The organism is Paraburkholderia sediminicola (genome assembly GCF_046026855.1).
Lineage (GTDB): Bacteria > Pseudomonadota > Gammaproteobacteria > Burkholderiales > Burkholderiaceae > Paraburkholderia > Paraburkholderia sediminicola_A.
The window spans coordinates 1-16,640 of the sequence record NZ_JAQQET010000039.1 but is presented as its reverse complement, the minus strand read 5'-3'; the positions used below and the strand labels follow the sequence as shown (position 1 = coordinate 16,640).

General features: G+C 60.9%; 14 protein-coding genes and 1 pseudogene. 5 read left to right on the top strand and 10 right to left on the bottom strand.

Annotation, left to right across the window (positions count from 1 at the left end):
- Positions 1–28: 28 nt before the first annotated feature.
- From yjfF to PQR40_RS32385, 5 genes and pseudogenes are all read right to left on the bottom strand, one after another.
- Positions 29–1,005, bottom strand: a pseudogene (yjfF, locus tag PQR40_RS32405) (galactofuranose ABC transporter, permease protein YjfF).
- Between the two features lie 182 nt (positions 1,006–1,187).
- The gene (locus PQR40_RS32400; RefSeq protein ID WP_408229959.1) at positions 1,188–2,219 is read right to left on the bottom strand and encodes an ABC transporter permease; all 1,032 of its coding nucleotides are present in this window, start codon (positions 2,217–2,219) and stop codon (positions 1,188–1,190) included.
- On the bottom strand, positions 2,216–3,826 hold the full coding sequence (locus PQR40_RS32395) for a sugar ABC transporter ATP-binding protein (protein WP_408229956.1): 1,611 nt from the start codon (positions 3,824–3,826) through the stop codon (positions 2,216–2,218). Before PQR40_RS32395 ends, PQR40_RS32400 begins: the two co-directional genes overlap by 4 nt.
- A gap of 223 nt (positions 3,827–4,049) precedes the next feature.
- Positions 4,050–5,036 (bottom strand): ABC transporter substrate-binding protein, encoded by a 987-nt coding sequence (locus tag PQR40_RS32390; protein ID WP_408213346.1) that lies wholly within the window; start codon positions 5,034–5,036, stop codon positions 4,050–4,052.
- Between the two features lie 304 nt (positions 5,037–5,340).
- Entirely contained in the window at positions 5,341–5,967 is a 627-nt protein-coding gene (locus PQR40_RS32385; protein WP_408229953.1) for an alpha-ketoglutarate-dependent dioxygenase AlkB family protein, read from the bottom strand.
- 144 nt (positions 5,968–6,111) lie between these two features.
- On the opposite strand from PQR40_RS32385, the gene PQR40_RS32380 reads away from it, so the two are divergent.
- The gene (locus PQR40_RS32380; protein WP_408510657.1) at positions 6,112–6,696 is read left to right on the top strand and encodes a malonic semialdehyde reductase; all 585 of its coding nucleotides are present in this window, start codon (positions 6,112–6,114) and stop codon (positions 6,694–6,696) included.
- 23 nt (positions 6,697–6,719) lie between these two features.
- Here PQR40_RS32380 and PQR40_RS32375 read toward each other — a convergent pair whose 3' ends face one another.
- On the bottom strand, positions 6,720–7,049 hold the full coding sequence (locus PQR40_RS32375; RefSeq protein WP_408229948.1) for a hypothetical protein: 330 nt from the start codon (positions 7,047–7,049) through the stop codon (positions 6,720–6,722).
- A 369-nt stretch (positions 7,050–7,418) separates the two neighbouring features.
- On the opposite strand from PQR40_RS32375, the gene PQR40_RS32370 reads away from it, so the two are divergent.
- Positions 7,419–8,582 (top strand): metallophosphoesterase, encoded by a 1,164-nt coding sequence (locus PQR40_RS32370; protein WP_408230324.1) that lies wholly within the window; start codon positions 7,419–7,421, stop codon positions 8,580–8,582.
- 135 nt (positions 8,583–8,717) lie between these two features.
- On the opposite strand, the gene PQR40_RS32365 is transcribed toward PQR40_RS32370, so the two are convergent.
- Positions 8,718–9,242 (bottom strand): hypothetical protein, encoded by a 525-nt coding sequence (locus PQR40_RS32365; RefSeq protein ID WP_408510656.1) that lies wholly within the window; start codon positions 9,240–9,242, stop codon positions 8,718–8,720.
- 662 nt (positions 9,243–9,904) lie between these two features.
- Here PQR40_RS32365 and PQR40_RS32360 point away from each other — a divergent pair.
- Positions 9,905–10,612: an MgtC/SapB family protein gene (locus tag PQR40_RS32360; protein WP_408229942.1), complete on the top strand. Its 708-nt coding sequence runs from the start codon at positions 9,905–9,907 to the stop codon at positions 10,610–10,612.
- Positions 10,613–10,774: 162 nt separating this feature from the next.
- Entirely contained in the window at positions 10,775–11,029 is a 255-nt protein-coding gene (locus PQR40_RS32355; RefSeq protein WP_074287858.1) for a GlsB/YeaQ/YmgE family stress response membrane protein, read from the top strand.
- Positions 11,030–11,094: 65 nt separating this feature from the next.
- Here the strand turns inward: PQR40_RS32355 and scpC are convergent, their stop codons facing one another.
- The 3 genes from scpC to PQR40_RS32340 all read right to left on the bottom strand — a co-directional run bounded on the left by scpC (position 11,095) and on the right by PQR40_RS32340 (position 15,354).
- The gene (gene scpC / locus PQR40_RS32350) at positions 11,095–12,609 is read right to left on the bottom strand and encodes a succinyl-CoA:acetate CoA-transferase ScpC (protein WP_408510680.1); all 1,515 of its coding nucleotides are present in this window, start codon (positions 12,607–12,609) and stop codon (positions 11,095–11,097) included.
- Between the two features lie 192 nt (positions 12,610–12,801).
- The gene (locus tag PQR40_RS32345; RefSeq protein ID WP_408229939.1) at positions 12,802–13,017 is read right to left on the bottom strand and encodes a hypothetical protein; all 216 of its coding nucleotides are present in this window, start codon (positions 13,015–13,017) and stop codon (positions 12,802–12,804) included.
- Positions 13,018–13,188: 171 nt separating this feature from the next.
- The gene (locus PQR40_RS32340; RefSeq protein WP_408510655.1) at positions 13,189–15,354 is read right to left on the bottom strand and encodes an FUSC family protein; all 2,166 of its coding nucleotides are present in this window, start codon (positions 15,352–15,354) and stop codon (positions 13,189–13,191) included.
- A 199-nt stretch (positions 15,355–15,553) separates the two neighbouring features.
- On the opposite strand from PQR40_RS32340, the gene PQR40_RS32335 reads away from it, so the two are divergent.
- A complete protein-coding gene (locus tag PQR40_RS32335) occupies positions 15,554–16,549 on the top strand; it encodes a LysR family transcriptional regulator (RefSeq protein ID WP_408229933.1) in 996 nt (331 codons plus the stop codon).
- The last annotated feature ends 91 nt before the right edge of the window (positions 16,550–16,640 follow it).

Sequence of the window (16,640 nt, the reverse complement as noted above, 5' to 3'; positions counted from 1 at the left end):
CGGAGCAAGCCTCCCCCATGACGGCCCTTCACCGCCGCCCGATCAACTGGCGCCCCATCGCCTTTGCATACTGATCACACGCGCAGCGCGCGGCCTGCTCCGGCGCACGTCCGATCGCATGCGAATCGGACGCCGCGGCTGCGTCACCCCGTCCGCGCTCACGCTCGCGGCCCGGTGTCACGACTGCGCCGGTTCCGCCCGGACGTCGCGCCGATTTTGCATGCCGCTCGATCAGCCGTTGCAGCAGGCAGAACGCGCACAGCAAGGCCCCGATCACAATGCGGGTCCACCACGAACTGAGCGTGCCGTCGAAGGTGATCAACGTCTGGATCGTGCCCAGAATGCCGACGCCGAACAGCGAGCCGATCACATAGCCGACGCCTCCCGTCAGCAAGGTTCCGCCGATTACCGTCGCCGCGATCGCGTCGAGTTCCATGCCCTGCCCCTGCAGGCCATACCCCGATAGCACATAGAACGTAAACACCGCGCCGCCGAGTGCCGAACAGAATCCGCTCAGCGCGTACACGCCGATCCGCGTCCGCGCGACCGGCAAGCCCATCAGCAGCGCCGAGCGCGGATTGCCACCGACCGCATACACGTTGCGCCCAAAGCGCGTGAAATGCGCGACATAGATCGCCGCGACAAGCGTGATAAGTGCAATCAACACATTGGCGGTAACCGAACCAACGCCGATATCGAGGCGAAACGCGGAGATCTTCTGGAACGTCGGATCGTTGATGGTGATCGACTGCGTCGTAATCAGAAAACACAAGCCGCGGGCGAAGAACATGCCGGCCAGTGTGACAATGAACGCTTGCAAGCGGAAAAGTGAATCAGCGCACCCTGTACTGCACCAAACACCGTGCCCATCAGCAACACGATCGGCACAATCAGCCAGACCGGCAGATGCATGTGTTCGGACAGCACCGCTTCGACGATGGTGGTCAGCGCCACCACCGAGCCTACCGACAGATCGATCCCGCCGGACACGATCACAAACGTCATGCCGATTGCGACGATCAGCAGGAAAGCGTTATCGACCAGCAGATCGAGCAGCACTTGCCAGGAGAAAAAGCCGGTGTACATCACCGAGCCGAAACCGAACAACGCGCAAAACAACAGGATCGTGACGGCGATCGGCAGCGTGCGCGGATCGACAATATGGGCCCAGGCTTCGAGGATTCGTCTCATCGCGCCACCCCGCGCTGCGTAAAGAGCGACATCGCGAGCGTGCGCGCCGAGGGCGACTGGATCACACTCACCGCGAGCACCACGGCCGCCTTGACGACGAGCGTCGCTTCCGGCGGCACGCCGATCGAATAGGTCGTATAGGTGAGCGTCTGGATGATCAGCCCGCCGAGCACGGTGCCCGTCAGACTGAAACGGCCGCCGAGCAGCGACGTGCCGCCGAGCGTCACCGCCAGAATTGCATCGAGTTCGAGCAGCAGGCCCGCGTTGTTACCATCGGCGCTGCGCACGTTCGAGCTGATGAGGACGCCCGCCATCGCGGCGGTCAGCCCCGAGAAACCGTATACCGCGAATACCAGCGCTTTCGAGCGCAGGCCGACAAGCCGTGTCGCCACCGGATTGACGCCGATCGCGCGAATGAAGAGCCCGAGCGCGGTGCCTTCAACGAGCACCGCGGTGGCCAGCACGGCAACGCTCGCGATCCACACAGAGCACGGCACGCCAAGCCAGTAGCCGCCGCCGACGAACAGATAGCCGGGTGCGCCGATCGGTATGATCTGCCCCGCCGTCAGCAATTGCGCAATGCCACGGCCGGCGACCATCAGAATCAACGTTGCGATGATCGGCTGCATGCCGACGAACGACACCAGCAGCCCGTTCCACATGCCGCTCAACACGCCGACGATCAACGCCGCTACCAGGGCCTGCGCGATCAGTCCGGCGCTGGGTTCGGCTTGCGTGGCGAGTATCGTGGCCGCGGCGGCCCCGGCAATCGCCACGACCGCGCCAACCGAAATATCGATACCGCGTGTCGCGATCACAAGCGTCATACCGGTAGCGACCAGCACCAGCGGCGCCGCGCGATTCAATACGTCGATCGGGGCGCCGAACAAGTGGCCGTCGAGCATCCGCAACGACAGAAAATGTGGATTCACCCACAGGTTCAGGCCGCATAACAGCACCAGTGTGACGCACGGCCAGATCAACGGACGCTCCGTACCATCGCGCACGAACCAGTTCGATAGCTTCATTCGCCGCTCCCCGCGATGAGTCGATAAATGTTGTCTTCGTTCGATGCCTTGCCGGCCACTTCAGCGATCTTGCGGCGGTCGCGCAGCACGGCCACGCGATGGCTGACGCGCAGCACCTCGCTGATCTCCGACGAAATGAACAGGATGCTCAGCCCGTTCGCGCACAGCGCCAGCAAGCGGTCCATGATGTCGAACTTCGCGGCGACGTCGATGCCTCGGGTGGGCTCGTCGAGAATCAGCAGCTTGGGGTCGGTGGCAAGCCAGCGTGCGAGCAGCGCTTTCTGCTGGTTACCGCCGGAGAGCAGCCCGATCGGTTGCTCGGCGTCCGTCGCTTTGATGCCGAGACGCTCGATCCACATGTCCGCGATTTCATGCGCGCGATTCCGTTTGATCTTGCGCCACCAGCCGCGCCGCGCCTGCAACGCCAGCAGAATATTCTCGCGGATCGACAGTTCGGCAACGATGCCCTCTTTCTTGCGGTCCTCCGCGCAGTAGCCGATACCGTGACGCACTGCGTCCCGTGGCGAACGCAGCCGCACGGGCCGGCCGTTGATCAGAATAGTGCCGCTGTCGGAGCGGTCCGCCCCGAACAACAGCCGCGCGGTTTCCGTGCGGCCAGAGCCCAGGAGACCGGCAAGGCCGAGGATCTGCCCAGGCTGCACGTCGAGGTCGATCGGCTGAAGCGTGCCGCGGCGTCCGACGCCGCGCAGTTCGACAAACGGCTGAACAGCTTCTTTACTCTGAGGCCCTTCATGGGCAACGTGCCCTTCATGTGCCGCTTCGCGCAAGCGCGCGCTCATGCGCTCGTGACCAACCATCTTCGCGACCAGCTGGTCGGCCGGCAGATCCCGCGCGAGGTATTCGCCTTCACGCTCGCCGTTGCGCATCACCGTGATGCGATCGGAGATGGCATAGGTTTGCTCGATAAAATGTGTGACAAACAGAATGGCGATGCCCGATTGCTTAAGATGCCGAAGTATTTTGAAAAGCTGGGCGACTTCGCTGTCGTCGAGACTGGAGGTCGGCTCGTCGAGAATCAGCACGCGTGCGTCGACCGACAGCGCTCTTGCGATCGCCACCATCTGCTGCACGGCGATCGGGTAGGCGTCGAGCGATCGGGTGACGTCGAGCGTCACGTCGAGACGAAGCAGCGCGGCCTGCGCGCGACGCTTGATGTCGGGCCAGTCGATCGCGCCAAACCGCTTGGGCTGCCGGCCCGCAAAGATGTTCTCCGCCACCGACAGGTTCGGGCATAGGTTCACTTCCTGATACAGCGTGCGCACGCCAGCCGCCTCGGCCTCCTGCGGCGAAGCAAACGCCACGGTCTCGCCACCGAGACGAATCGTGCCGGCGTCAGGCGCGACTACGCCGGTCAGCACATTGATCAGAGTGGATTTTCCGGCGCCGTTCTGCCCCATCAGGGTGTGAATCTCGCCGGGATACAGGCAGAAGTCGACTCGCTGTAGCGCTTTCACGCCCGGAAATGTCTTGCTGACACCGGCAGTGGCCAGAATGGGCTCGCGTGCATTCGAGGCGACGTCTAAGCAAGCGTCGCCTGTCATAGCTTTCGTGGCCGGCGGATGGGATTCCGGTGCGGGATGCGTCATAGACCTCGCTCGATCGGCGCTGCGTTGGTCGGGTGGGCACAGGCGGGCCAGGTTGGGCCCGACCTGATTCAGTGGAAAAGAGACCGCCCGCTGCCGAAGCAGCCAGGCGGTCAGGCACCACTGGAGAAACCCTGCTATCTGTCCGTACTTCGCTTGTGTCCTGCGTCTATCGTATGGATAGTTAATCAGTTAGCTACCGGACTTTGTCTCGATACTGTCCGCATCAATACTTGCGTGTCGGCAGAGTCTGCGCGGCGACGCTCATCGGGAAGACCGTCTCTTCCGTCAGAATGCGCTTGGGCAACGGCTTGCCGGCCACCACGTCCTTGACCGCCGACATCAGTTGCGGCCCCAGCAACGGACTGCACTCCACATCGACGTTCATCTTGCCCGCGGCCATTGCCTGGAAGCCGCCCTTGGTCGCATCGAACGAGACGACGGTGATGTCCTTGCCCGGATGCATGCCGGCCTCTTCCATCGCCTGAATGGCGCCGAGCGCCATATCGTCGTTATGCGCATAAACTACATTTATTTTATTTCCATAAGTTTTTATAAAGGCTTCCATCACCTGCTTGCCGCCAGCAAGCGTGAAGTCACCGCTTTGCGACGCGATAATCTTGAATTTGGGATCGCTTTTGATCACTTCGATCAGGCCGGAATGCCGGTCGTTGGCAGGTGCCGAGCCGACCGTTCCCTGAAGTTCGGCGATGTTGATGGGACCCGGATCATTTTTATAGTGATCTGCGAGCCAATGACCGCCGCGCCGGCCCTCCTCCATGAAGTCCGAGCCGATCATCGTCACGTAGAGCGAGGTGTCCTTCACGTCGATGTTGCGGTCGGTCAGGATCACTGGAATTTTTGCGGCTTTCGCTTCGCGCAGTACCGGCTCCCAACCGGACTCGACGACCGGAGAGAACGCGATCACGTCGACTTTCTGCGCAATGTATGAGCGGATCGCCTTGATCTGGTTTTCCTGCTTTTGCTGGGCGTCGGAGAATTTGAGCTTGATCTTCGCGTCCGCCGCCGCGGACTTCACCGACTCGGTGTTGGCGGTTCGCCATGCGCTTTCCGCGCCGACCTGCGCGAAACCAAGCGTGATCTGTTTGTCCTGCGCGTAAGCGCCTGGCGTTGTCAGCGCCAGCGCACCGATGCTCGAGCAAAGCGCGAGTGCGCCCAACGCACGACATGCGGCGCGTCGTGTATTCGCCATGACTGTCTCCTGATCGTTGTTGTGTAGGCGACCCATCGAACCCGCCCAGCGTTTGCGGCCCTCATGGTGCGTGGATCGTGCTGTAGCGTAGTGTCTGGGGCGTTAACCGTCCAATCACATGATTCGCGCAGGCGATACCAATTTCGGTATAGCGGGCGGTATCGGCTGTGGCGTGGACGTGGGCAATGCTGCCGGGATCGCTCGAGCATGGCGGCGCTGGAGCGTGGCGTGGAGGATGCTTTTTATGCGTTTAAGTGCTCGATGTCGAGCTGGAGCAGGCGGTGAGAGGCTTTCGGGCTAAGGATCAAACGACCGACGGCTGCCCTGCAAGCTGGCGATTTTCCCCGCGCGGCGTCACCCAACGAAACGTCAGATTAATCCGCTCTCCGGCCACACGCGGCTCCTTCGGTACACGATGCCGCCAGTTAGCCTGCGTGTCGCCCCTCATCACCAGCAAGCTGCCGCCCTTCAGCGAAAACGACTGCACGACGCCGGTCCCGTTGTGCCGCAAGTCGAAAGTGCGCGCGACGCCCAGGCTGATCGATGCAATCACCGGCTGGGCGCCGAGCTCCGGCTCGCGGTCCGCATGCCACCCCATACTGTCGGTGCCGCTGCGGTACCGGTTGATCAGCACGCTGTTAAAGCGCGCGTTGCAGGCTGCCTCCGCAGCGCTCCGCAAGGCGGCAACTGTCGGAGTCCACGGCTGCGGTACGTTGCGAATTCCGGAGTAAACGTAAACCGCGTCCGGTTCGCCCTGCCAGGCCGTCAACCGCGGCAATGGCACGCGGCCGGCAGGCGTGCCCATCATGTCCTGACGCCATTCCACTTCGTCGATGAGTTGCGTTAATGCATGCGCCGCAGCCTCGGGCGCGAGCCACTCGGGATACCAGTCCACGTCGGGCGTCGGAAGGTCATCGAAAAGGTCCGCCATGAGATTGCCTGAATGCGATTGCACACACGGTACGTGCGCGAGTGAGAACCCTGGCTATTATGGCGGTAACGACGACGATGCTCACACTAGAGGCTTGCGCTGTCATTCGCTTTTCCCACTCTGCTACTTCAACGGACTACCACCATGACTCTTTCCGATCAGGCTCTCGATCAGCTCTTTCGCGAAGCGCGCACACATAATGGCTGGCAGGCCAAACCGGTCGACGACGCGGTGCTCAAGCAACTCACCGAGCTCGTGCTGCTCGGACCGACCTCGGCCAACTCGAGCCCCGGCCGCTTCGTGTATGTGAAAACGCCCGAAGGCAAAGAGAAGTTGCGTCCGGCTCTATCGCCGGGCAATCTCGAGAAGACGATGGCGGCGCCGGTCACGGTAATCGTCGGAATGGATTTGGCGTTTTACGAGCATCTGCCGAAACTGTTTCCGCATGCCGACGCGCGCAGCTGGTTCGCCGGCAACGACAAGGCGATCGCGGATACGGCCTTTCGCAATTCGACGCTGCAAGGCGGCTATCTGATTCTCGCCGCCCGCGCGCTCGGCCTGGACACGGGTGCGATGTCGGGGTTCGACGCTGCGAAGGTCGACGAGGCCTTCTTCGCCGGCACGACCGTGAAGTCGAACTTCCTGATCAATCTGGGCTACGGCGATCCGTCAAAGCTCTTCGCGCGCAGCCCGCGCTTCTCCTTCGACGAAGCCGCGCGGATCGTCTGACAGGTCTTTGCCCGCCGGTGCCTTTATCTGAAGAGCGCGACGTAAAACACTACTGCGCCGATCAACGCACCGATAAAGCAGAAGCCTTCGTTGGCGTCATCGCCATTGGAACGCAACCACGCGCCGATGACGCCAAACAGTCCCGCGATGCCGAGCGCGACGCTTAGCATCACCACGTCGAATAACGCGCTTTTGCCCAGCTCGGAGAAGTCGATATCGCGCACGCCGAAGTACAAGGCAAGCGCCATCAACGATATGCCCACCAGCGGCAGCATGACGTGGCTGCCCTCTCGTCCGACGTGATGCCCATGAAGTGCGTCGCGTACGTGATTGCCTGATCCAAGCAGTTTCATGATGCGCCTCCTGCCTCGCCGTCAACCGACGACAAAACGAACCATCACCGGGCCGCGATGGCCCTGAGACAAGCCAGTTCTATTTGAGAATAGTCCACCCGCAACACAATTCAAAGCCCATTTAATTAGAGTGCTACGGCAGTTCAGCCAGGCGGTACGCGACGAGGCAAATTGCTGCAGCGCGACACCCGCCTGCCGCGTCGCACATGGACCTGTTCGGTCGTCGCGTGGGAGTAAATATGGCGCCGTCGGCAAGGGGTTCCACATCTCGGTAGAATGATCCGGCTCGTCCGCTTTTTCATGGTTGCGGTTGGCGAGCCGCCGCCGATCTTCCGCTCGTATCGGCCCCTTCCCGCCTCTATCCTCTCTATGCGCCGCTCATCGTTTCTTGTTCGAATCATTCTGATTGGCATCCTGCTGCATATCTACGTTGGCTTTCGGTTGATTCCCGACATGCCGGTCAGTGCCACCGGCCGATGGCTGTGCGCGTTGTGGCTGGTGCTGTCGATCTTTCTGATACCGCTCGGCATGCTGGCGCGCACCATCAAACAACAACCGCTTGGCGACCGGCTCGCCTGGGTGGGCCTGCTGGCGATGGGATTCTTCTCGTCGTTACTGGTTCTCACATTCGCGCGTGACCTCGCTCTTGCGTCGCTGCTTACTGTCGATGCAATCTGGCCGAACACGATTGCAATCGCGCACTGGCGCATCGGCACGGCGGCAGCGGTACCGTTGCTTGCGTTGCTCTCGACACTTGTCGGCCTGTTCAACGCACGGCGCCGTGCCAGGGTAGTAACGATCGATGTGCCGATCGACGATTTGCCGCCGGCACTCGACGGCTTCACGATCGTCCAGATCAGCGATATCCACGTCGGCCCGACCATCAAAGGCCGTTACGTGGACGCGATCGTCGACGCGGTGAATCGTCTGAAGCCGGATCTGATTGCCGTTACCGGCGATGTGGTCGACGGCAGCGTGCCGCAACTGACCAAACACACGCAACCCCTGTCGCGACTCAGTGCGCGTCACGGCGCGTTCCTCGTGACCGGTAACCACGAGTATTACGCCGGCGCGAACGCCTGGATCGACGAATTCCGGCGCCTGGGGCTGACCGTTCTGCTTAACGAGCATGTGATCGTAGAACACGACGGCGCACGTGCCGTGATCGCTGGAGTGACGGATTACTCGGCGGGCCATCATGACCCCTTGCATCGCAGCGACCCCGTTGCGGCCCTCGCCGGCGCGCCAGGCGACGTGCTGATCAAAGTACTGCTAGCGCACCAGCCGCGCTCCGCCGAAGCAGCCGCGGCAGCAGGTTTTACGCTGCAGCTATCCGGCCACACGCACGGCGGCCAGTTCTTCCCATGGAATTTCTTTGTGCGTTTCCAGCAGCCGTTCACGGCTGGTCTCGCACGGCTGAACGGCCTGTGGGTGTACACGAGTCGCGGCACCGGCTATTGGGGCCCGCCGAAGCGCTTGGGGGCCCCCTCGGAGATCACGCGATTGCGCCTTGTGCCCGGCGAGCCCGACTGAAGCGCCGAGCCAGGCGCCCAGGCGCCATGTGTCACCGCGCCGAAGGCATACTGGATTGCGCAGCAAAAAAAAGCGCGGACGTCCGCAAAGGACATCCGCGCTCCGGCACTCACGCGCCGCTTCAGCTAATTTGAGTTACTGCGCGGGCGCTACCGCCACGCTGACCTGCGGTGCATACGCCACCGACACTTGCATACCCGGCGTCACGCCAGCGACCTTTGCCGGCTCGCGCCCCTGGATATGAAACACCGCGCCATTCGGGCCCCTCAAGGCCATGATGCCGGACGCGTGGTCGATGGCCTGAACTTCGGCGGTCACATTCTGTGTGGTGTTCTGCTGTACCGGTTGAGCAGCCGTGCCGTGACCGTCGGCACCACGCGTAACGCTGACCATGGCAGTGCGCATCATCCGGATGTGGACCTTGCCGCCTTGTTTGATCTGCGCCAGGTTGCTCGTATCGGTGATATTGAACGAAGCTTCGCCGCCCTGTGCGTCGAGCACGGTCACTGAATGTTTAGCCAGGTCGACCGACTTCACAACACCATCTGCCTGCAGTGTGCTGCTGCCTTCAAACGGCGCCGGCAAACCGGCGGCAAACGACACAAGCGGAGCAACGGCAATCAACGCACCGGCAATGATGCCAAGAGCCTTATCTTTCATACATTCCTCAATTGGGTGAACAGCGGAAAAGAGACGATGCCGTGCGGATCGGACGCGCCAGGCATAGCACAAGCACAGCCGAAAAATTTCTGGGCGAAACCGCGAAAAGTGAAACGCGGATTGAACGCCAAAACGCACGACGTGTTTCGAAGTGTGCGAACAGTGTGTTTTCCGGGATGGATACCGTCAATATTCGGAGTCCGTATTTATGCGAGGAAAATTCTGAGCTTATCGCGGAAGATTCCTCAAGCACCCCACAACTCATTCCTCCACCCTCCTTCATCTCAGCTTGACTTAACTTTGCAGAGCTGCCTAAAATTCGCCCAGGTCATTTAACCGGAATCACGATCTTGGACAGTAGCAGTATTACCAGTCGAGTTTCGATTCGCCCGATCGCCTGATCGGCAAGAATTCCGCGCCAGCCTTTGCCTGTCGCCGTCTTGCCTTCCGGCCAGACGGTGCACGTCGTTTATACCCTCGTACTGCCAGTGAAGCGCTGCATGGCTCAATGCCTTGCCTACGCTCCATGACTTTAGCGCGCGAGCCTTGGGCTCGCTTGCCTCGTCACGCCTGACCGCGGCCACGTTCCACGTGTGGATTACGTGCGGCTGTCACGCGTAAGCTTCACACTGTGCGAACACGCGCCTCAACCTTTCTTACCGATGACAATTGAATTCGTCTGGCGGCTCTTTGCCGCCTTCAGCTGCGGCGTCGCGATCGGCCTCGAACGGCAGATGCGCCAGCGCAATGCCGGCCTGCGTACCATCACGCTGGTCGCCAGCGGCGCGTGCCTGTTCGTCACGCTCGGCGTGCTGACCGGCAACGGCACGGCCGGCATCACGCAAATTGCCGCGTATGTCGTATCCGGCGTCGGCTTTCTCGGCGGCGGTGTGATCATGCGTGACAAGGGCTCCATTCAGGGGATCAACACCGCCGCGACCTTATGGTGCTCGGCGGCGGTCGGCGTATTGTGCGGTGCGGGTCATTACGGACCAGCGCTCGCCGGCACCGCGGTCGTGTTGCTGACCAATACGGTGCTGCGTGGAGTGAGCCGCGCCATCAACGCGACGCCCGTTTCGAACGCCGATCTGGTGCGGGAGTATGTGCTGACAATCGTGTGCCGGGAGGCCGACGAGATTCACATTCGTACGGTGGTATCCAACTCGATGTATTCGGCGCCGCTGTCTTTCCAGAGCCTGACGAGCGAAGACGTCGAAGGTGATGCCGGACGCATCCGCGTGACGGCAACATTAAAGCTGCATCCGAAAGATCAGCCGAAGCTCGAGCAGATGGCGAGCCGCATCAGTATGGAAAAGAGCGTATCGAGCGTCAGCTGGACGGCCAAAGAAGCGGAGCCGACGCCGGAGTGAGCCACCACGCGTAAGCTCCCCATATTTGCGCGCATCGTCTACACTTAGCTTGCAATAGATTCAGACAATGTTAATTCCTCGTCCTGAATATGGACTGTCCCATAACCTTCGACTAAGCTCTGTCACCGTGAAGTTTTCACACTCAACTATGGAGTCTCGATTATGGAACACGGCATCATTGCATGGCTCATCATCGGCGCGGTCGCCGGCTGGCTGGCTGGCGTGCTCGTCAAGGGCGGCGGCTTTGGGCTGATCGTCGACATCATTGTCGGGATTGTCGGCGCGTTCATCGGTGGCTGGCTTGCCGGTGTGTTGCACATTTCGCTCGGCGGCGGCTGGATCGGTTCGATCATTACCGCTGTGATCGGCGCCGTCATCCTGCTGTTTCTTATCCGGCTCGTCCGGCGCGGTACCTGAGCGTTGCACCTGATGTCTTACGGCGTCAGAGGCGAACGCCACCTGACGCCGGCTTTACCCGGTGTTTAGAGAAGCCCCTCTACTGCCGGCAACATCGAGCCGGTGTCACGCAACCGCGTATGCCAGGCGAAAGCCTGGTCCAACCGATGCGGCGTTTGCCCACCCCACTGCAAGGCGTCCCGATAGTAGTCGCGAAGCAGATCGCGATAGAGCGGATGCACGCACTTCTCAATGATCAGCGTAGCGCGTTCTCTCGGCGCCAGTCCGCGTAGATCCGCGAGGCCCTGTTCCGTCACGACCACGTCCACGTCGTGTTCGTTGTGATCGCAGTGCGGAACCATGGGCACGACACTCGAAATGCAGCCACCCTTCGCCATCGACTTCGTCGCAAAGATCGCGCATGACGCATTGCGCGCGAAATCTCCCGAACCGCCAATGCCGTTCATCATGTGCGTGCCGCCAACGTGCGTGGAATTCACATTGCCGTAAATGTCGAACTCCAATGCGGTATTCAACGCGATCAGACCGAGCCGGCGAATCACTTCAGGATGGTTGCTGACTTCCTGCGTACGCAACACCAGGCGATCGCGATAGCGCTCGAGTTCACCGAATACTTGCACCTGACGCGCGGCCGACAACGTGATTGACGCACCCGAGGCAAACGTCACCTTGCCGGCATCCATCAGGTCGAAGGTCGAATCCTGCAGCACTTCTGAATAAATTTCGAAAGCCTCGAAAGGCGAATCGACAAAGCCGGCGAGCACCGCATTGGCAATCGTACCGATACCCGCCTGCAACGGCGGCAAGTGCTGGGGCATACGCCCGCGCGACACTTCGTGCTGAAAAAACTCAATCAGATGGCTCGCGATCAGTTCGGTTTCCGCATCCGCGGGCAGTACCGTGGACGGGCTGTCTGCCTTGTCGGTAATCACGATCGCCGCGATTTTTTCGAGTGGGATCTCGATAGCCTGCGTGCCGACGCGGTCTTGCGGACGTACGATAGGCAGCGGTTCACGGTTCGGCCTGCGGCCCGGAATCCAGATGTCGTGCAGCCCCTCCAGCGCGAGCGGCTGCGCGAGATTGATTTCGACGATGACTTTGTCGGCGAGGATCGCGAAGCTGGCCGAGTTGCCGACCGAGGTGGTCAGAACGATACCGCCAGTTTCGGTGATCGCAACGGCTTCGATAACCGCGATGTCGAGTTTGCCTAGCTGATTTGCGCGCAGCATCTCGACAGTTTCGGACAGGTGCTGATCGACGAACATCACTTCGCCGCGATTGATTGCATCGCGCAGGGTCTTGTCGACCTGAAATGGCAAGCGGCGCGCCAACACATGCGCCTCCGTAAGCATGCGATCCACATCATGACCGAGCGATGCGCCGGTCATCAACGTAATTTTCAGAGGCTTGCCTTCCTGACGGACCCGCTCGGCGAGTGCGACAGGGACAGCCTTGGCGTCGCCCGCGCGCGTAAAGCCGCTGGCGCCGACGCGCATACCGTCCTTAATCAGAAGTGCCGCCTCGGCGGCTGAAGTGATTTTTCCACGTAGTGCGGAGCAACGAATCCGGTCTTGATACATGAAACTGAGTCTCTCCATAGTCACCAGTCCAGTCTAACGGTGCGCACGTCTGCGGTGTGCTTCGCTCAGTAGCCCGATTGTCGCACCAGCCGCGGCGCCTCTACAGTAAGGCATCGCGGCCGGGTGTTTCGTCGCGTGCAAAATTCCCGCGACAGGTACTGCAGATATTGTGGGTGTTGCGCGTGGCGCTGCTTAGCTGCCGAAATAGATATTGCAGAAGCTCACAGGCCCGACGCACTCTTCAGTTTTGGCCTTCGGTACGGTGACGCGGTTTTGCGCAGCGACGCTAGCGGCGCGCGGTGCACTCACTTGCGCGACCTGCTGTTCAGGGGCGGCCGGAGCCGTTTGTGCATGAGCGACAGCAGCGGACAAAGAGCAGGCAATCAGGGCAATCTTCAACGCATTCATTTCGTTCTCCAGTACTTACGGTTGCCGCCCCGTAGAAAGTCCCCTTAAGGGACTGCGTGGCAGCGATGAAACTATATGACCGCTACGCGCGCAGATAAACGGGGCTGGACGGAAGTGATCTTTCCATCTGGCAGAAGGATCGGGGCGTACCCCCACTCCAATGCATGCAGGTCAATGCGTATTGAAAGGCGCGTCTTTGTCGAGCAACGCCGTGCGGATGAAGTGCAGGGAACTGAGGATGCGCTGCAGGTCGTGCCGCTTGTCGCGGTCGCCATGAACAGTTTCCAGGACGTCTTGCGCGGCCCAGGTGGTCGAGCGCGCGGATGCGAGTGTGCGCTCGAGGCCACGCGCGTCGGGCCGCTCGAAAAGTCGTGCGAGGTCGTCGCAAGTTCGCGCCATACTACTGTTCCAGCGCGGATGAAGGGCGCGCGCGTAGCCGGCATGCGACGCTTCATTACGCAGATCGATCACAGCGTGCCCTATTTCGAGGGTGACGAGCATCCAGCGCAACGCATCACGGCGACGTCGGGAGCGCCGCGTCAGCAACATGCGCAACTGCGCGGCTAGATCGTGCGTGCCCGACTGAAAACGTTGATTGAGCCCGGGCAGTTCGTCCTTGCACGCAGACACGACCTGCGCGCGCAAATCACCTTTGATTCTCTCGGTGAGCCACGGTATATCTGCTGGAAAAATCACCGTGAAAACGATCGCTGCAAGCAGGAGCGACGCCGTGATCGCTATACCGTTGTTGATCAGCAGATCGGGCGCGTACGCGACGACATTGTCCGGTCCGGCGAGCAGGCAGAAGAACACCGAAAAGCCGATGCCATACCCTGCCGAGAGCTTACGCGATGCGATGAAGGCACCGAGTGCAAGAACCGGTGCGAGCACCACGCAAAGCAGTGGAAAACCATCGATGTTCGGATACACGTAGCACGTGAAAAGGTAGCCGGTCATAGTCGCCAGGACTGCGCCGGCTGCCATCTGCACGGCCATTTTCGGCGCGTTCGGCGCCGTGGATGTCAACGCGCAAGCCAGCGCTGCCCCGATCACCGCAAGACCGCCGCTCGGCCAGTCGGTGGCGATCCAGAACCAGCCCGCAATTGCCATGACTGCAGCCGACCTCGCAAAGGTAAACGCGACCACAAAACCATTTGTCTTGCTTACATAGCGGCCGGCGGTGCGCTGCCCGACTCCCGGCTTACGCCGCGCCAAAGACGTATAAGTCTCGGAGTAACGGATCCATTCGTCGACAAAACGATATAGCAATTCCGCGGCCGTATCGAAGTCCGCTAGCGATTCAGCGGGTGTGGCTTCCAACGGCCGTCTCGTTTCGCGTACGCGCCTTGGCAAACTGGTGTGAAAGAGCCGCATGCGGGCTGCAATGCGCGGTGCATCGACGCTTGCATCCCCGGTTAACGCAAGCAGCGCCGACAACTCGCGGAAGTACGGCGTGATGGCATCGGCCATGCGGCGCGGGCCGCTGCCGCGCAGACGCTTGAGCAGCTGATGCAAGGCGTGCAGTCGCGTGCATGCATCCATGAATTCGGCGTTCAAACGGCTGAGATGCTGACTGCGTGACCGCATGGCCGGATCCTCGAAGGCAGCAAAAGTGCGCGTCGCTTCAAAGCCGACGATCTCGTCGACGATATCCGCAAAGTGCCGTTCAAACTGACCTCGCTCGATTCCGCGACCCAGCACGTCAGCCGCGAACGCAGTAAAATTTGTATACCGAATGTGGAGCGTGCGCCGCAATGTAAGACTGGAACGCTGCGGCACGATCAGTGCACTCACCGCGCTCGAACACACGATGCCGACCGCCACCTCCGCCGCTCGCGTGAGGGCCGCCAGAAACAGGTCGTGAGGCGCCGTGACATTCGGAATGCCAATCAGCGCGGCGGTATAACCTGCCAGCACAAAGCCGTACCATCTGAAATGCCGATACCGGACCGCTGCCGCGATACAGGCGCTCACCCAGCCGATCATGCCGAGCATGTACAACTCGGGCTGCTGGACGAAAAGCGCGCCGAGCACCAGTGCGGCGATCGTACCCATTGCAGTGCCGAGAATCCGGTAGAAACTCTTGGCGAGCACCATGCCGCTGAACGGCTGCATCAGCACGAACACCGTGGTCATCGCAATTCGCGGTTGCTGGAGATCCAACAACATGGCAATGCCCAGCGCCAGCAGACCCGCAATGACCGTTTTCAGCAGATGCAGCCAGATCAAACCGTCGCTGTTCGCCCAGTCGCGAATGGCCGGACTGAGCGTTGGCACCATGACGCTCCACTGCCAGCGGGAATCCGCCGTCGGTTTGATCGGATGTTGGCGTTTCATCAGAAAGCAACGCGTCCCGGTTTGTCGCTGAAAGAAGCACCGGTGCACTCTGCGCACGCCGGCAGGCAAGGCGCCGATTGTAGGAGCATGCGTTACCCGTATTAATACAACGGGCCAGGAACCTCTCTTCCAGAACGAACAACAATGCGCGTCCAGGACAGGCGGACAATATGGCCTCAGCCGTGAAATAGAAGGATTGATGGATACGTTACAAAATATGCGAGTGTTCGTGCGCGTAGTTGAAGCCGGTAGTTTCACCGCCGCCGCGCAGTCGCTCAATTCGACAACCGGCGCAATGTCCCGCGCTGTCTCGGAACTCGAAGCTCATCTGCGTACGCGCTTGCTGAACCGGTCGACGCGGCGGCTCGCGCTCACCACTGCGGGCGAACGGTACCTGAAGCGATCCCAGCAAATCCTTGCAGATGTCGATACGGCGGAAGAAGAAGCAAGTTGCGCGCACGAACGCCCGAGCGGCGCATTGCGCATGCATAGTTTTGCCAGCATCGGCCAGCATTACGTGCTGCCGGCCATCTCGCGCTATCGCGCGCTTTATCCCGAAGTGACCGTCGAGCTGACGTTGTCGCAGCGCATGCCCGACCTGTTCGAAGGCAGCGCCGACGTCGCAGTGGTCACCGCCTCGACGCTGCCTAATTCCGACCTCGTGTCGCTCCCGCTTGGTACAACTTTCAGCATCCTGTGCGCATCGCCTGCTTACGTGCGTGCTCATGGCGCACCGCAACAGCCCAGCGATCTGGCTCGTCACGAATGTCTGATCTTGCACACACCGGCATTTCCGCCACACGAATGGGTCCTCGACGGCCCGAACGGCAGCGAGATGATGGAAGTGAACGGTCCTGTTCACGTGAACATCGCGGAATCGCTGATCGTCGCGATTCACGAGGGAATGGGCATTGGCATGGTGCCGCTGTATGCGGCGATCACCGGATTACGTGATGGGACGTTAATCCGCGTCCTGCCCGAATATACCCTGCAGAAGACGAACGTTTATGCACTGTACCCGTCACGCAAGTTCATCGACGCAAAGACGCGGACCTGGGTCGAGTTCTTACGTATGCATCTGCCGAAAGTGATTGCACGCGACGAGGCGTTACTTGCCGAAGTCGGCCAGATGTATGCAGCGGATGACGCGGTACCTGTAGGAGCGGCCGGCATTGGGGACGTCGCTGCGCACTGACGCAGATTTTGAAGCTGAAGGGCAGACCGCGCCTTCGCAAAACAGCGACGCGAATAACAAAGTGCAGGCCATTTGTTGCAAATCTGCGCGC

What these genes read in the sequence shown, in the direction of transcription:
- PQR40_RS32400 (WP_408229959.1), bottom strand. Translation starts at nt 2,219, where the DNA reads ATGAAGCTATCGAACTGGTTCGTGCGCGATGGTACGGAGCGTCCGTTG.
- PQR40_RS32395 (WP_408229956.1), bottom strand. Translation starts at nt 3,826, where the DNA reads ATGACGCATCCCGCACCGGAATCCCATCCGCCGGCCACGAAAGCTATG.
- PQR40_RS32390 (WP_408213346.1), bottom strand. Translation starts at nt 5,036, where the DNA reads ATGGCGAATACACGACGCGCCGCATGTCGTGCGTTGGGCGCACTCGCG.
- PQR40_RS32385 (WP_408229953.1), bottom strand. Translation starts at nt 5,967, where the DNA reads ATGGCGGACCTTTTCGATGACCTTCCGACGCCCGACGTGGACTGGTAT.
- PQR40_RS32380 (WP_408510657.1), top strand. Translation starts at nt 6,112, where the DNA reads ATGACTCTTTCCGATCAGGCTCTCGATCAGCTCTTTCGCGAAGCGCGC.
- PQR40_RS32375 (WP_408229948.1), bottom strand. Translation starts at nt 7,049, where the DNA reads ATGAAACTGCTTGGATCAGGCAATCACGTACGCGACGCACTTCATGGG.
- PQR40_RS32370 (WP_408230324.1), top strand. Translation starts at nt 7,419, where the DNA reads ATGCGCCGCTCATCGTTTCTTGTTCGAATCATTCTGATTGGCATCCTG.
- PQR40_RS32365 (WP_408510656.1), bottom strand. Translation starts at nt 9,242, where the DNA reads ATGAAAGATAAGGCTCTTGGCATCATTGCCGGTGCGTTGATTGCCGTT.
- PQR40_RS32360 (WP_408229942.1), top strand. Translation starts at nt 9,905, where the DNA reads ATGACAATTGAATTCGTCTGGCGGCTCTTTGCCGCCTTCAGCTGCGGC.
- PQR40_RS32355 (WP_074287858.1), top strand. Translation starts at nt 10,775, where the DNA reads ATGGAACACGGCATCATTGCATGGCTCATCATCGGCGCGGTCGCCGGC.
- scpC (WP_408510680.1), bottom strand. Translation starts at nt 12,609, where the DNA reads ATGTATCAAGACCGGATTCGTTGCTCCGCACTACGTGGAAAAATCACT.
- PQR40_RS32345 (WP_408229939.1), bottom strand. Translation starts at nt 13,017, where the DNA reads ATGAATGCGTTGAAGATTGCCCTGATTGCCTGCTCTTTGTCCGCTGCT.
- PQR40_RS32340 (WP_408510655.1), bottom strand. Translation starts at nt 15,354, where the DNA reads ATGAAACGCCAACATCCGATCAAACCGACGGCGGATTCCCGCTGGCAG.
- PQR40_RS32335 (WP_408229933.1), top strand. Translation starts at nt 15,554, where the DNA reads ATGGATACGTTACAAAATATGCGAGTGTTCGTGCGCGTAGTTGAAGCC.